Annotated in this window: 14 protein-coding genes; 6 read left to right on the top strand and 8 right to left on the bottom strand. The window is 28.8% G+C overall.

Annotated features, from left to right (window positions below; translation table 11 throughout):
- The first annotated feature begins 36 nt into the window (after nt 1–36).
- Nucleotides 37–612, top strand: a complete 576-nt coding sequence (locus ACTHUW_RS00295) for a redoxin domain-containing protein (protein WP_442212297.1) — start codon at nt 37–39, stop codon at nt 610–612.
- Between the two features lie 44 nt (nt 613–656).
- Here the strand turns inward: ACTHUW_RS00295 and ACTHUW_RS00290 are convergent, their stop codons facing one another.
- Nucleotides 657–1340, bottom strand: coding sequence for a PhnE/PtxC family ABC transporter permease (locus ACTHUW_RS00290; protein ID WP_442212229.1), 684 nt, complete (start codon nt 1338–1340; stop codon nt 657–659).
- A 56-nt stretch (nt 1341–1396) separates the two neighbouring features.
- Here ACTHUW_RS00290 and ACTHUW_RS00285 point away from each other — a divergent pair, with 56 nt between their 5' ends.
- The gene (locus tag ACTHUW_RS00285; RefSeq protein ID WP_442212295.1) at nt 1397–2329 is read left to right on the top strand and encodes an NADH:flavin oxidoreductase; all 933 of its coding nucleotides are present in this window, start codon (nt 1397–1399) and stop codon (nt 2327–2329) included.
- A 40-nt stretch (nt 2330–2369) separates the two neighbouring features.
- Here ACTHUW_RS00285 and ACTHUW_RS00280 read toward each other — a convergent pair whose 3' ends face one another.
- The 3 genes from ACTHUW_RS00280 to ACTHUW_RS00270 are packed head-to-tail and all read right to left on the bottom strand — an operon-like array spanning nt 2370 to nt 4377.
- Nucleotides 2370–2786, bottom strand: coding sequence for a DUF3997 domain-containing protein (locus ACTHUW_RS00280; protein WP_442198687.1), 417 nt, complete (start codon nt 2784–2786; stop codon nt 2370–2372).
- Between the two features lie 49 nt (nt 2787–2835).
- Nucleotides 2836–3936, bottom strand: coding sequence for an OFA family MFS transporter (locus tag ACTHUW_RS00275; RefSeq protein ID WP_442212227.1), 1101 nt, complete (start codon nt 3934–3936; stop codon nt 2836–2838).
- 15 nt (nt 3937–3951) lie between these two features.
- Nucleotides 3952–4377, bottom strand: a complete 426-nt coding sequence (locus ACTHUW_RS00270) for a carbonic anhydrase (protein WP_442199747.1) — start codon at nt 4375–4377, stop codon at nt 3952–3954.
- Between the two features lie 214 nt (nt 4378–4591).
- Between ACTHUW_RS00270 and ACTHUW_RS00265 the strand changes: the two genes are divergently transcribed.
- On the top strand, nt 4592–5287 hold the full coding sequence (locus ACTHUW_RS00265; RefSeq protein WP_442198684.1) for a DUF421 domain-containing protein: 696 nt from the start codon (nt 4592–4594) through the stop codon (nt 5285–5287).
- Nucleotides 5288–5401: 114 nt separating this feature from the next.
- Complete coding sequence (locus ACTHUW_RS00260; protein WP_442199748.1) at nt 5402–6013, top strand: exonuclease domain-containing protein; 612 nt, start codon at nt 5402–5404, stop codon at nt 6011–6013.
- A 95-nt stretch (nt 6014–6108) separates the two neighbouring features.
- Here ACTHUW_RS00260 and ACTHUW_RS00255 read toward each other — a convergent pair whose 3' ends face one another.
- Nucleotides 6109–6924 (bottom strand): ABC transporter permease, encoded by an 816-nt coding sequence (locus tag ACTHUW_RS00255; RefSeq protein ID WP_442197034.1) that lies wholly within the window; start codon nt 6922–6924, stop codon nt 6109–6111.
- Nucleotides 6908–7684, bottom strand: a complete 777-nt coding sequence (locus tag ACTHUW_RS00250; RefSeq protein ID WP_442212225.1) for an ABC transporter ATP-binding protein — start codon at nt 7682–7684, stop codon at nt 6908–6910. The genes ACTHUW_RS00255 and ACTHUW_RS00250 overlap by 17 nt, the downstream gene beginning before the upstream one ends.
- A 191-nt stretch (nt 7685–7875) precedes the next feature.
- Between ACTHUW_RS00250 and ACTHUW_RS00245 the strand changes: the two genes are divergently transcribed.
- Together ACTHUW_RS00245 and ddlA are read left to right on the top strand one after the other, a co-directional pair.
- Nucleotides 7876–9123 carry a DEAD/DEAH box helicase gene (locus ACTHUW_RS00245; RefSeq protein ID WP_442197032.1) on the top strand — a complete coding sequence of 416 codons (1248 nt, stop codon included), beginning with the start codon at nt 7876–7878 and terminating at the stop codon, nt 9121–9123.
- A gap of 87 nt (nt 9124–9210) precedes the next feature.
- Nucleotides 9211–10299, top strand: coding sequence for a D-alanine--D-alanine ligase (gene ddlA, locus ACTHUW_RS00240; RefSeq protein ID WP_442210881.1), 1089 nt, complete (start codon nt 9211–9213; stop codon nt 10297–10299).
- 17 nt (nt 10300–10316) lie between these two features.
- On the opposite strand, the gene ACTHUW_RS00235 is transcribed toward ddlA, so the two are convergent.
- Both ACTHUW_RS00235 and ptsP read right to left on the bottom strand, forming a co-directional pair.
- Nucleotides 10317–11693 (bottom strand): UDP-N-acetylmuramoyl-tripeptide--D-alanyl-D-alanine ligase, encoded by a 1377-nt coding sequence (locus ACTHUW_RS00235; protein ID WP_442197030.1) that lies wholly within the window; start codon nt 11691–11693, stop codon nt 10317–10319.
- A gap of 92 nt (nt 11694–11785) precedes the next feature.
- Nucleotides 11786–13492 (bottom strand): phosphoenolpyruvate--protein phosphotransferase, encoded by a 1707-nt coding sequence (gene ptsP, locus ACTHUW_RS00230; RefSeq protein ID WP_442210879.1) that lies wholly within the window; start codon nt 13490–13492, stop codon nt 11786–11788.
- Nucleotides 13493–13541: the final 49 nt, after the last annotated feature.

The following is a 13541-nucleotide window of genomic DNA, read 5'->3' as shown; positions in this document are numbered from 1 at the left end:
TTTAGTATAGGAGGTATTAGAGTGTTAGTAGGAAAGATGGCACCTGAGTTTAATCTTGAAGCATTTGTAAATGGGAGTACAAAAAATATATCTCTATCTGACTATAAGGATAAGTGGGTCATTTTATTTTTTTATTCTGGAGATTTTTCATTTGTTTGACCAACTGAATTATCGAGTCTAGCGGTTCGCTATGATGAATTTGTAAAATTAAATACAGAAATTTTAGCTATAAATGTTGATAGTGTCTATTCTCACAAGGTTTGGAATGAAGTTGAATTATCAAAAATGAGTGGAGTGGATATCCCGTATCCAATGCTGTCTGATGGAGTAGCAAATGTAGCAAAATCATATGATGTATTTGATGAACAAAATGGTAAAACTTTAAGAGGAACTTTTATAATTGGTCCCCAAGGAACTATACATGGGATGGAACTACTTACAAATTCCATAGGAAGATGTCCAGAAGAGATACTAAGACAACTAAAAGCTTTTCAAAATTATGTAGAAAGTGGGGAAATGGCTCCTTGTAATTGGAAACCTGGTGATAAAACACTCTCAGCAAATATAAATGATGCTGGTCAGGTATGGAAAAAATGGAAAGCTAAAAAATAATAATAAAACCAAGTTCAATTATGAACTTGGTTTTATTATTATTTTTATATTATAAACTCTCTTATTCTATCAGATACTATATCTGCAAACCATACTAAAACTATATAACATAGGAGTAAGAGTGTTACTTTTGTATAATGAAAGAAACTCATACTTAGTTTAAATTCTTGACCTAGCCCCCCTGCTCCTACAAAACCTACTACTATCGTAGTGCGAAGAATTACTTCCCATCTATATATAATATATGTTATAAATTTTTTCATTATAGATGGTATAATCCCATAAAATAATTGCTCTATACTATTTGCACCAGTAGTAGAAAGGTTTTTAATTGGATCTAACTTTAAATCTTCAATTGACTCTGCACACAGCTTTCCAAGTATACCAAAATTATGAAGGGCTAAAGCTATAGCACCAGGCAAGATTCCTGGTTTAAATATAAAAATAATAATCATTGCCCATATTAATTCAGGGATTGCTCGAGAAAATATATAAAATATTCTTATCACTGAAAATAATAATTTATTGTACCATCTACCGCCTATTCCTAAAGCACCACTTGCAACATTATGTGCTGCTGGAAACACAGTAATAAATACTAGTATAGATGCAAATCCTATAGCCAATATGCTCATTTTCAAAGTATCATAAGTTAATAAAAGAGCATCTTTTATATATGAAATATTTAAATAAGCTTTAGATTGGTTTATACCCAATAAATTTTTCAAAAAATCTTTTGCATAATTATAGTTTTCATAAGAAAAGTTTGAAAAATAGACTAATAATGCCACCAATGGCAACAGAAAAATCAGGTGATGATGGAAACTTAAGTAAGGGAATTATAGATTATTATGAAGAAAAGTCAGCAAGTGGTTATATTTCATTAATAATAATTGAACATAGCTATATTTCTAATGAAGGAAAGGCAAGTAAAAATCAACTGTCAATAGCAGATGATAATATGATTGATAGTTTAAAAGCATTATCACAAACAATTCAAAAAAATGGGTCAAAGGCTGTAATGCAAATTAATCATGCAGGCAGTGCATCAAAGCAAGAAGTAACAGGAGAAAAACCAGTAGGACCATCGGCTATAGCGCATCCAGGAAGAGAATTTATCCCCCATGAACTTAGCAAGGAAGAAATCAAAGAAATAGTAAATAAATTTAAAGATGCTGCAATTCGTGTAAAGAAAGCAGGTTTTGATGGAGTAGAAATTCATTCAGCTCATGGTTATCTTTTAAGTCAATTTTTTTCACCATTAACTAATAAAAGAGAAGATGAGTATGGGGGAGATGTTAAATCAAGAATTAAAATACACTTAGAAATAATAGATGAAGTAAGAAAAGCAGTAGGAGATGATTTCTTAGTATTACTTAGACTTGGAGCATCAGATTATACTGAGGGAGGAGTTACATTAAAAGACAGTTTACTAGCTTCAAAAGAATTTGAAAAGGCTGGTATAGATATACTAGATATCTCAGGTGGATTTAATGGATATAGTGTTGAGGATAAATTTAAGCAGGGATATTTTTCAGAACTTACACGTTCTATAAAAGGAAAAGTTGATATTCCTGTTATACTTACAGGTGGTATAACAAATGCTAATGCTGCAAATGAACTTTTAGAAAGTGATAAAGCAGACTTGATAGGTATAGGTAGGGCAATACTTAAGGATTCAAATTGGGCAAAAGATGCAATAGAATCTTTAAAATAAATATTTGTTTATAAAAATAAGATTGCGAAAACTCGCAATCTTATTTTAAATATTGATCAGAATTTTTAAGTTCTAAATTTTCATCTACTTTTAATTCTTGTCTTTGAGATTCAAATTCACTATATTCCATAGGACCATAGATTTTTTTGTTATTTGGATTTATAATCCAATATACTTCTTTTTTTTCTTTGCCTAATTGAATTATTTCAATTTGTTCAGCTAATATAAAATCGTCATTAGAAGATATTTTTGATACATTTTCAAGTATTAATTTTGGATCTTCATCATCAGGATTTTTAACCAAATCAAATCTATTAGCATCTGTCTTATATAAGAAAAAGTCATTTGATAGATCATATGAGTCTGTAGCTTCTTCTATTGGACCTGTTTCAGCGCATCCTGATAAAGTAAATGATATAAGTATAAAAATTATAAGTAAAAAGTTTTTATTTTTCAATTATATTCCCCCTCAAACTAATTATATCATTTAATATTAAAAATGTATTTTATGCAGCTACTTTTTTAGCAGAAAATTCTTCTCCTTCAGGAGCTTTTAAAATAAATGTTAATCCAGCACCTATTAGAGCCAGTATAGCTGCTATTAAGAATGTAGGTTTTAAACCACCAGCATTTGCAACTATTATTGGACCAACTAAAGCAGCTAATCCATAAGCTTGATAAACTAAACCATAATTAGCTCCTAGATTTTTTATTCCATAGTATTCTCCAGTAATTGTAGGGAATACTGCTAAAAATCCTCCAAAACAGAATGCAATACCAGATAAAGAAATAAAGAAAGTAAAGTAATTTAAGGTTACGACACTCATAGAAATCATAGCTACAGCATTTGCCGCTACAGAAGCTTCTAATCCAGCTAATTGCATTCCAATATCTTTAGCAAGTCCTATAACTAAAAGTCCACTCATACATGCAAATAAGTACATTACCATAATTAAATAAAATGATTTAGTTTTAATCATTTCTCCAACTGTGAAATTAGCCTCTTTGATTTCTAGATTATTTTTAGAAATCGATTCCTCTTTAACTTGAGGAAGTACTAAAAATTGAGAACCAATTAAACCTAAAACAAGATAAATACCACCTAAATATAAAAATGTTTCAGATACACCACTATTAGTTATAAAATATTGAATTACAGATTTAAAAACTAAACTACCAAGCCCAAAGGAACCGACAGCTATACCTGTAATAAATCCTCTTTTTTCTGGAAACCATTTAATACAAGTAGATAGTGGACAAACATAAGCAAAACCTACTCCAGCTCCGGCTATAACACCATAATAAATATATAACTGCATGAGAGATGTAGCAGTAGAAGCTAACATTAAGCCTGTAGCATATAGTATAACTCCTATAGTAGCTACTTTTTTTGGGCCTATTTTATCTTGTAAGCTACCTGAGAAAATAGTTGAAAAAGCAAATACAAAAACTGCTATTGAATAAGTAAGAACTACATCACCTTTTTCCCATCCAAACTTGTCCATAAGTGGCTGATTAAACAAACTCCATGTATAAATAGCACCTATACACATTTGCACTAATACTGCACCCAATACAACATACCAACGATTAATTGTTTTATTCATTTATTATTCTCCTATCTAACTTACTTTATTAATTTTCCAAGAACTATCAAACAATACATTAACTTTATTAACCTTCCAGTTTTCATCAACCCATAAACCAATAACTTCAACATCTTCATTCCAAGATTTCACATTTAAAACTGAAGCTTTGATTTGTTCTTTTTGAGTATATTCATTAGCCAGATTTCCACCACAATCGTAATGTCCAACTATAGCTATAAGATTCGAATAATGCTTTCCAGTTGAAACTTCCACCCTAGACTTGATTGATTCAATGATAGTAGTTTCTTCATTTTCAGCTAAGATTTTATTTGGACCAGCCTCCGTTACCATATCAACATAATCTGCACTATATTGATTTTTCAAATACTTGATAATAGGTTCTTGAGTTCTACCATCCATACAATTAATAGATGTTACAAATTTTGTGCTCTTATCCATAAATTCATCATTCCTTTCATATTTTTTAAAAATAATATATATAATTACATTAAACAGCAACATCCATTATATGTTTTATTTTTAAAATAGACAAGGGAAATTTATCATTATTTATCTAATTTAAGCCTTGTAAAACATTTTCATAATATAATGAGAATAAAAGATAACTATTAGTAGACAATACTATTAAATAGGATAAGTAGGTGATATTATAATGGGTTCAAACTTTTTTGACTTAACCATGGAATTAGTTATTGGATTTTTTGCACTATTGGCAATAACTAAATTTTTAGGGAAAACGCAGATAAGTCAGATAACACCTTTTGATTTTATATCATCTTTAGTATTAGGAGACCTTGTAAGCAATGCCATATATAATGATGATACGAAAATAGGATTTGTCTTATATGCGATCTTTTTATGGGCATCTTTAATATTTATTATAGAAAAGGTTACTCAAAAGTTTAGACGAACTAGAAAATTCTTTGATAGTGATCCAGCTATAATAATTAGGGATGGGCAGGTTGACTTTAATGTGGTTAAGAAACAACATCTAGATATAAATGAATTATTAGGAATGCTAAGACAAGAACAGGTTTTTTCTGTAAGAGAAGTAGAATATGCAATATTAGAATCCAGTGGATCACTTAGTATTTTAAAAAAATCCAAATATTCTAATCCAACAATTGAAGATTTAAATTTAACAGAGAAGCCTAGTTATCTTCCTGTTAGTCTCATATTAGATGGGGAAATTATGTATGATAATTTGAAAATTATAAATCATAATGAAAAGTGGTTAAAAAATCAAATACATGCTTTTGGAATGGAAAAAATTAAAGATGTTTTTTATGCAGAATGGAAACAAGATGAAGGTATGCATGTTGTAAAAAGGAACAATGGATTAAAATAAAACCTAAGCTCAAATAAAATGAGTTTAGGTTTTATCAATTATTTATAGGGTTATATTTTTTAGAATATTTATGGTAAAATTGTATTATTAATTATATTTTAGATGGAGGTCAATATGAATTTTACAGTAATAGATTTCGAGACAGCAAATAGTAAAAGGGCCAGTGCATGTTCAATTGGCATTGTTAAAGTAGTTGATGGGAAAATAGTTGAGAAAAACTCATGGTTAATTAAACCTAAGGAGTTAGATTTTAATTATATGAATATAGCAATACATGGTATAAGACCAGAGCATGTAAAAGATCAGCCGGAATTTAACAAATTGTATGATGAAACTTTTAAAAAGTACTTTGAGGATCAGTTAATCATCGCCCATAATGCAAGCTTTGATATGAGCGTGTTGAGAAAAACTCTTGATTTATATAATATGGAATACCCGTCCTTTGAATATGTATGTACAGTTAAAATAGCGCAGAAAACTTGGCCTGAATTATACAATCATAAATTAGACACTCTCTCAAATTTTTTAAAGTTTGAATTTAATCATCATGATGCTCTAGATGATTGTTTAGCATGTGCTAATGTTTTAATCAATGCATGTAAAAAAGAAAAGGTTAATTCTCCGTTACAATTAGTTGATAGATTAGGTATAAAGCAAGGAAAAATTTATCCAAGGGGCTATAGTCCTTGTAGTTTAAATAGAAAGGCATACAAAAGCTTTATTTAATAAAAGTATATTTCAAATAAAGCTAGAATATAGAGCTAATGAAACTAACAACATTATATAGATATAAATAAAACCAAGTTTAATTAAACTTGGTTTTATTGTCTCCATTTCATATATTTTTTTTCAATTAATGCAACTCCTTGATACATTAGGGCAGCTAGTAGGGCAAGTATCATTACACTCATCATAACTAAGTCTAACTTAAATACTTGACCACCATACACAATCAAATAACCTATACCAGCTTTAGATACTAAAAATTCTCCAACTATAACTCCTACCCAAGAAAGTCCTATATTTATTTTTAATGAACTTATCATAGCAGGAACGCTTGATGGAATTATAACCTTCTTTAATATTTGAAGTTTTGTTGCTCCAAATGTCTTAAGCATTTTTATCTTTTCAGCATCTACTTCCTTGAATCCACTATAGACATTCATTATAGTAACTACAAGTGAAACAGATATTGCAGTAACTATAATTCCAGAATATCCAGCTCCAACCCATAATATTATTATAGGAGCTAGGGCGGTTTTAGGTAAGCTATTTAATACAACTAGATATGGGTCTAATACCTTTGATATAAAATCTGACCACCATAATAGTATTGCTACAAGTATACCTAATATGGTGCCACCTAAAAATCCTATTATATTTTCCATTAAAGATATACCTATATGATGAAATAGTGAACCATCTTTAACATACTTTATAAACAAATTCCACATAGCAGAAGGATAGCTAGTTAGAAATGAATCAATAACATTAGTTCTTGCTAATATTTCCCATATTCCAAAAAAGAGCACAAATATTAAAACTTGAGCTAATTTTATATTTCTCTTTCTACTTTTTATAGAATTAATATATTTTTTATGTTCTTTTGATTTTTCTTTATTATCTAACATGAACATCTAGCTCCTTCCATATTTTATTGAAATAATCTTTAAATTCAGGAGCTTCTCTTGAGTTCATAGGGCTTCTTTCACAATCTGGACAGGTTAAATTTATATCTATTAAATCCTTTATCTTTCCTGGTCTATTTGTTAAAACTACAATTCTATCTGCCATGGATATAGCTTCTGCAATATCATGAGTAACCATAAAGGCAGTTTTACCTTCTTTTTTGAGTATTCCACCTATTTCATCAGATATGACAAGTCTGGTTTGATAATCAAGAGCAGAAAAGGGTTCATCTAAAAGTAAAAAATCTGGTTTTGTTGCAAGAGTTCTTATAAGAGCTGCACGTTGTCTCATCCCCCCTGATAATTGACTAGGGTAGCTATCTTTAAATTCTCCAAGTCCATAGGTATCTAAAAGTTTATCTACAAACTCTTTTCTTTCATTGGTAACTTTTTTTTGAATCTCAAGTCCTATGAGAGCATTATCTCTTATAGTTCTCCATTCAAAAAGATTATCCTTTTGAAACATATATCCAATATCATTTATTGATTCCTCTGATTTGTTTATCTTAACATTGCCATTAGAAGGAGATAGTAGTCCTGCTATTATTGAAAGTAAGGTTGATTTGCCACAACCACTTGGACCTACCAATACTACTATTTCACCTCTAAATATATCTAAAGATATATCATCTAGAGCTTTAATTTCTCCATCTAAAGAATGATAAGTCATACTTAAGTTTTTTATCTCCAAAACTTTATCATCTTTCATTACTTTTCCTCCTTACGATTTAACTGGATATATTATTGTATTCTTAAGTATTTATTTATGTGCTTTATAAAAAAAACTTTGGATTATGAGTATTTAGTGATATATTATATAAGATGAAACTAGTAGAATGAAAAGAGTAGTTTGGTAGAATAATAAGATTAAATAGAGAAAGTGTTAGGAGAAGATAATAAATGGAAAATAAATTTTCGAAATTAGGAATTAATAAAGAATTAACAGGTGTATTAGAAAAAAATAGAATAACCAAGCCTACACCAGTACAAGCACAAGCTATACCGCATATATTAAAGGGTAATGATGTTGTAGCTCAAGCTCAGACAGGTACAGGAAAGACTTTTGCATTTTTGCTTCCTATTATGCAAAATATCAATATAGACAAAGAACAAATTGAAGGATTAATCATAGCACCAACAAGAGAGCTGGCTATACAAATTACAAAAGAAGCTAAGATGCTAGCTGAAGTAAATGGATTAAATATTCTTGCTGCATATGGTGGCAAGGATGTAAATGCTCAAATTAAAAAATTAAAGGGAAATATAAATATAGTTATAGGAACTCCTGGAAGATTACTTGATCATTTAAGAAGAGGTACTATAAATTTAGGTAAACTTAAATACCTGGTATTAGATGAAGCAGACCAAATGCTACATATGGGATTTTTACCTGATATAGAAGATATAATATCAGCTACACCTAAAAGTAGAAATACATTATTATTTTCTGCAACCATACCTAAAGGTGTTCGTTCACTATCTAAAAAGTATGCTAAAGATCCTATTCAAATTGAAATAGAGAGTAAAAATGTAACTTTAGATAAGATAAAGCAAGTAGTAATAGAAACAACAGATAGAGAAAAACAAGATGCTTTAATAGAAGCTATAGAAAAATATAATCCTTTTTTATCTATAATTTTTTGCAGAACAAAAAGAAGAGCTAAAACACTTAATGAAGCATTACAGTCAAAAGGATATAATTCAGATGAAATCCATGGTGATTTATCGCAAGCTAAAAGAGAAAGAGTGATGAAGAATTTTAGAAATGCAAAATTACAATTTCTAATAGCGACAGATGTTGCAGCAAGAGGGCTTGATATTGACAATATAACACATGTATTCAACTATGACATACCACAAGACCCTGAAAGCTATATTCATCGTATAGGACGTACAGGAAGAGCTGGTGAAGAAGGAATAGCTATAACATTTGCATCACCTAAGGATAGAATTCCTTTAAATGATATCGAAAAAACCATAAAAACAAAAATAGATAAGAAAAGAACTGATAAAGAAAATAAAAAAGAACAAAGAAGTCATAAAAAAGATTATAAGAAAGACTATAAAAAAGATAAAAACAAGAAATATAAAGATGGTAAATCAAAAGGGAAATTTAAGAAAAATAAAAAATCTAATAAAAGAAGATAAGAAGCAGGATATTGTGTATATATGTAGAATATAATATTGTTACTTGAAAAAATATTTAATTTTTAATTATTAATGGAGGCGTGTAGTATGAGTAAAATTAAAGTGGGGATTCTTTTTGGTGGAAAATCAGCAGAGCATGAGGTTTCACTTCAATCTGCAAAAAATGTAATAGAAGCTATAGATAAAGAAAAATATGAAATAATTCTTATTGGAGTAGATAAGGATGGAAAATGGTATTTAGTTAATGATGATGAATTTTTATCTAATATGGATGATCCTTCAAAAATAAAACTAAATAAAAATAAAAATTTATTAGCCATAATTCCAGGAGAAAGAAAAAATCAAATAATAAATTTAAATGGATATGAAAGAATAGGAGATATAGATGTGATTTTTCCTATACTTCATGGGCCCTTTGGTGAAGATGGGACTATACAAGGTTTATTAAAATTATCAAATATTGCATATGTAGGAGCAGATGTACTAGGTTCTGCTGTGGGCATGGATAAGGATGTTATGAAAAGATTACTTAGAGATAGTTTTATAAATATAGCTGACTTCTTATCATATAATAATAAAGAAGAATATAACTATGAACTTGTAAAAGAAAGACTAGGTATGCCTGTATTTATAAAACCTGCTAACTTAGGTTCTTCAGTAGGGATAAGTAAGGCTCATACTGAAGAAGAATTTTATAAGGCTATGAAACTTGCTTTTGAATTTGATAATAAGGTTATAGTTGAAGAAGCTATTAAGGGTAGAGAAATTGAATGCTCAGTTTTAGGCAATAATAATCCTATATGCTCTCTACCTGGTGAGATACTTCCTGCAACTGAATTTTATTCATATGAATCTAAATATATAGATGAAAGTGGAGCAGCGCTACAAATTCCTGCTAAATTAAGTGATAAAGAAATAGAAGAGATTAGAGCATGCTCAATTAAAACTTATAAAACACTTTGTTGCACAGGTATGGCTCGTATAGATGTATTTTTAAAGGATAATGGAGAGATAATAGTTAATGAAATAAACACTATACCTGGTTTTACTAAAATAAGCATGTATCCTAAATTATGGGATATAAGTAATATAAAATACAGTGATTTAATAGATAAACTTATAGAACTAGCTATAGAAAGACATAAGGAAGAGAAAAAATTAAAAACTTCTTTATAAGAAAAAACTTACTAAGTTTAACTTAGTAAGTTTTTTTCTATTTCTTCTAATTTCATACCACGTGAACCTTTTAATAATATTATTGAATCTTCTTTTAAAACTTCTTTAATTTTAGAAATTAACTTAGATTTATCATCAAAAGAAAACACTTTTTTATCTAAAGTATTTTTTTTAGCTTGATTTCCAGTATGTTTAGCTAAATCCCCAAATGTAAATAAATAATCTATTTTACTAAAATCTATAAGTTCTCCAATTTCTTTGTGCATTTCAATTTCTTTTTTACCTAATTCCAACATATCTCCAAATACTATAATCTTTTGTTTGTAATTAGATAGAGAATATATTGTTTTAAGGGCTGCTTTTGAGCTATCAGGGTTAGAATTATATGAATCATTTAAAATGTCAAATCCATGTCCATGAATAAGTTCATTTCTCATAGCAGTAAGTTCTAAAGTATTTAAACCATCTTGAATATTTTTAAATGAAATATCAAGATGTCTAGATGCTGCTATAGCAGCACTTGTATTAAAAATTTGATGATTTCCAAGCATAGGCAAGAAAAATTCTTTAGAAATATCATTTTTTATAGTAAATCTTATTCCATTTTTATCAGTTGAAATTTCTTCTATTATATAATCATTTGATTTGTTATTTCCAAAGGTGATTATATCTTGACTTATATTTAATTTATCTACAGCAGATTTTAAATCAGGCTCATCACCAGGATATATAAAGAGGCCATCTCTTTTTAATCCTTTTAATATTTCAAGTTTTGCTTTTATAATATTTTCTTTTGTTTTTAAATCTTGAAGGTGAGCAGTACCTATGCTAGTTATAATGGCTAAATCAGGTGATGCAAGTTTCGTAAGTACTTCAATTTCCCCAAGAGAACTCATGCCCATTTCAATTACTGCTATTTCTGTATCTTCAGATAAGGATAAAAGAGTTAAGGGTACTCCTAATTCATTGTTTAAATTTCCCTTGGTTTTATAAGTCTTATATTTAGTTTTTAATATACTTGATAATATATCTTTTGTAGAAGTTTTACCATTTGAACCTGTTATACCAATAACTTTTAAATCTAGGCTATCCCTATATTCTTTAGATAATTTTTGAACAGCTTTTAATGTATCATCTACTAATATAAAAGGGAAGTCTATATCAGGAATAGGGTGATTTTTATCCCAAAGACTTGCTATAGCACCATTTTCTATTGCCTTAGCAATAAAGTCATGACCATCAAAATTTTCACCAATTATAGGGATGTATAATTCATCTCTTTTTATTGTTCTTGTGTCTTTAGATACACCATTAATTTTTAAATTATGATGTTTTTCTTTTAAACTTTTACTATCAATCATTTCTTCTATTTCTATTAATTTTTTATTTATCATTTTTGCCTCCTAAATACTATTTATACTATATACTATTTTAAACTAAAACTCCATATATTAAAAGTAGTATAAGATGAAAAAAGCCCTTGAAATTAATCAAGGACTTCTGACATATATTTTTCTATATCTTCAGATTTACCCATGGTTACTACTGTATGAGCAATTCTTTTTGCTTCTTCATATTTAAGTGAACGAATTAATTTTCTTGCAGGTAATATAGATATAGGACTCATACTAAATTCATCTAAACCCATGCCTAATAATATTGGAATTATCTTTTTATCTCCAGCCATCTCTCCACACATTCCTACCCAAATACCTTCTTTGTGACCATTATCTATTGTCATTTTTATAAGTCTTAATACACCTGGGTGGAAGAAGCTATATAAATGATGTATTTTTTCATTCATTCTATCTACTGCAGTTGTATATTGGATCAGATCATTTGTTCCGATACTAAAGAAATCTACATGCTTAGCTAAGATATCACTCATAATAGCAGCAGCAGGTATTTCTATCATTATTCCTACTTCAACATCTTTATCATATTCAATATTTTCAGCATCTAAATCTGATTTAACACCTTCTAAAACTTCCTTAGCTTCTAATAATTCTTCCAGAGATGAAATCATAGGGAACATTATTCTAAGTTTACCATATTTACTTGCACGCATAAGTGCTCTTAATTGAGTAATGAATATATCTTTTTTATCAAGACAAAGGCGTATAGCACGATAGCCTAAGAACGGATTCATTTCTTTTTCAAATTCAAGATATGCTAAATTCTTATCTCCACCAATATCTAATGTTCTTATAACTACTGGATTTGGATTCATTGCCTCTAAAACTTCTTTATATGATTCAAATTGTTCATCTTCAGTTGGAAGTTTATCTCTATTCATATAAATGAATTCAGTTCTATATAAGCCTACGCCTTCAGCGTCATTGTTTTCTAAACCTTCAATATCATTGGGAGTTCCTATATTTCCAGCGAGTTCTACTTTTCTGCCATCAGCACTTATACTTTCTTTTCCAATTAATTCTTTTAAATCTTTTTTCATATTGTCATAATTATCTTTTAAAGATTGATATTTTTCTTTTGTTTCTGTATCTGGATTTACCATTACTTCACCAGTGTCTCCATTAAATACTACAAAGTCCCCATTTTCAACTTTTTTAGTAATATCTTTAAGACCTACTATAGCTGGCACTTCAAGACTTCTTGCCATTATAGCAGAGTGTGAAGTTCTACCACCTATATCAGTTAAAAAACCAAGCACTTTTTCTTTATTCATAGTTGCAGTATCTGAAGGAGTTAAATCAGGAGCTATAATTATAACTTCTTCTTCTAAACCTGCTAAATCTACAACAGTTTTTCCTAAAATATGTCTTAGAACTCTACCAGATACATCTTTTATATCTGCAGCTCGTTCTTTCATATATTCATTATCCATTGCTTCAAAAATTCCTATAAACTGATTTATTACACCTTTAAAGGCAAATTCTGCATTCAAGTTTTCTGATTTAATCTTTGATTTTGTACTATTAATTAATTCTGGATCATCTAAAACCATAAGATGAGCTTCAAATATTTGAGCTTTTTCTTCACCTAATTCCTTTAAGGCTTTTTCCTTTACCTCTTGTAATTCCTTTTTAGATATTTCTAAAGCTTTATCAAAACGATTATTTTCTTCTTCAATCGAATTTATTTCTTTTTTTTCTATAACTAATTCCTCATGTTCATAAATAAGAGCTTTTCCTAAAGCTATTCCTGGTGAAGCACTTGTACCTGTATACATCAACAAAACACTCCTTTGTTAATTTTATAATCACTATTTAATAAATGAT

Origin of the sequence: Senegalia sp. (in: firmicutes) (genome assembly GCF_052088025.1) — a bacterium.
Lineage (GTDB): Bacteria > Bacillota > Clostridia > Tissierellales > SIT17 > Anaeromonas.
The sequence above is the reverse complement of the archived record's forward strand: the minus strand, read 5'-3'. Positions and strand labels throughout refer to the sequence as shown.

Excerpts from the sequence above, each read along its gene's own strand:
- ACTHUW_RS00285 (WP_442212295.1), top strand. The coding sequence starts at position 1,397 with ATGCCACCAATGGCAACAGAAAAATCAGGTGATGATGGAAACTTAAGT.
- ACTHUW_RS00275 (WP_442212227.1), bottom strand. The coding sequence starts at position 3,936 with ATGAATAAAACAATTAATCGTTGGTATGTTGTATTGGGTGCAGTATTA.
- ACTHUW_RS00270 (WP_442199747.1), bottom strand. The coding sequence starts at position 4,377 with ATGGATAAGAGCACAAAATTTGTAACATCTATTAATTGTATGGATGGT.
- ACTHUW_RS00265 (WP_442198684.1), top strand. The coding sequence starts at position 4,592 with ATGGGTTCAAACTTTTTTGACTTAACCATGGAATTAGTTATTGGATTT.
- ACTHUW_RS00260 (WP_442199748.1), top strand. The coding sequence starts at position 5,402 with ATGAATTTTACAGTAATAGATTTCGAGACAGCAAATAGTAAAAGGGCC.
- ACTHUW_RS00255 (WP_442197034.1), bottom strand. The coding sequence starts at position 6,924 with ATGTTCATGTTAGATAATAAAGAAAAATCAAAAGAACATAAAAAATAT.
- ACTHUW_RS00250 (WP_442212225.1), bottom strand. The coding sequence starts at position 7,684 with ATGAAAGATGATAAAGTTTTGGAGATAAAAAACTTAAGTATGACTTAT.
- ACTHUW_RS00245 (WP_442197032.1), top strand. The coding sequence starts at position 7,876 with ATGGAAAATAAATTTTCGAAATTAGGAATTAATAAAGAATTAACAGGT.
- ddlA (WP_442210881.1), top strand. The coding sequence starts at position 9,211 with ATGAGTAAAATTAAAGTGGGGATTCTTTTTGGTGGAAAATCAGCAGAG.
- ACTHUW_RS00235 (WP_442197030.1), bottom strand. The coding sequence starts at position 11,693 with ATGATAAATAAAAAATTAATAGAAATAGAAGAAATGATTGATAGTAAA.
- ptsP (WP_442210879.1), bottom strand. The coding sequence starts at position 13,492 with ATGTATACAGGTACAAGTGCTTCACCAGGAATAGCTTTAGGAAAAGCT.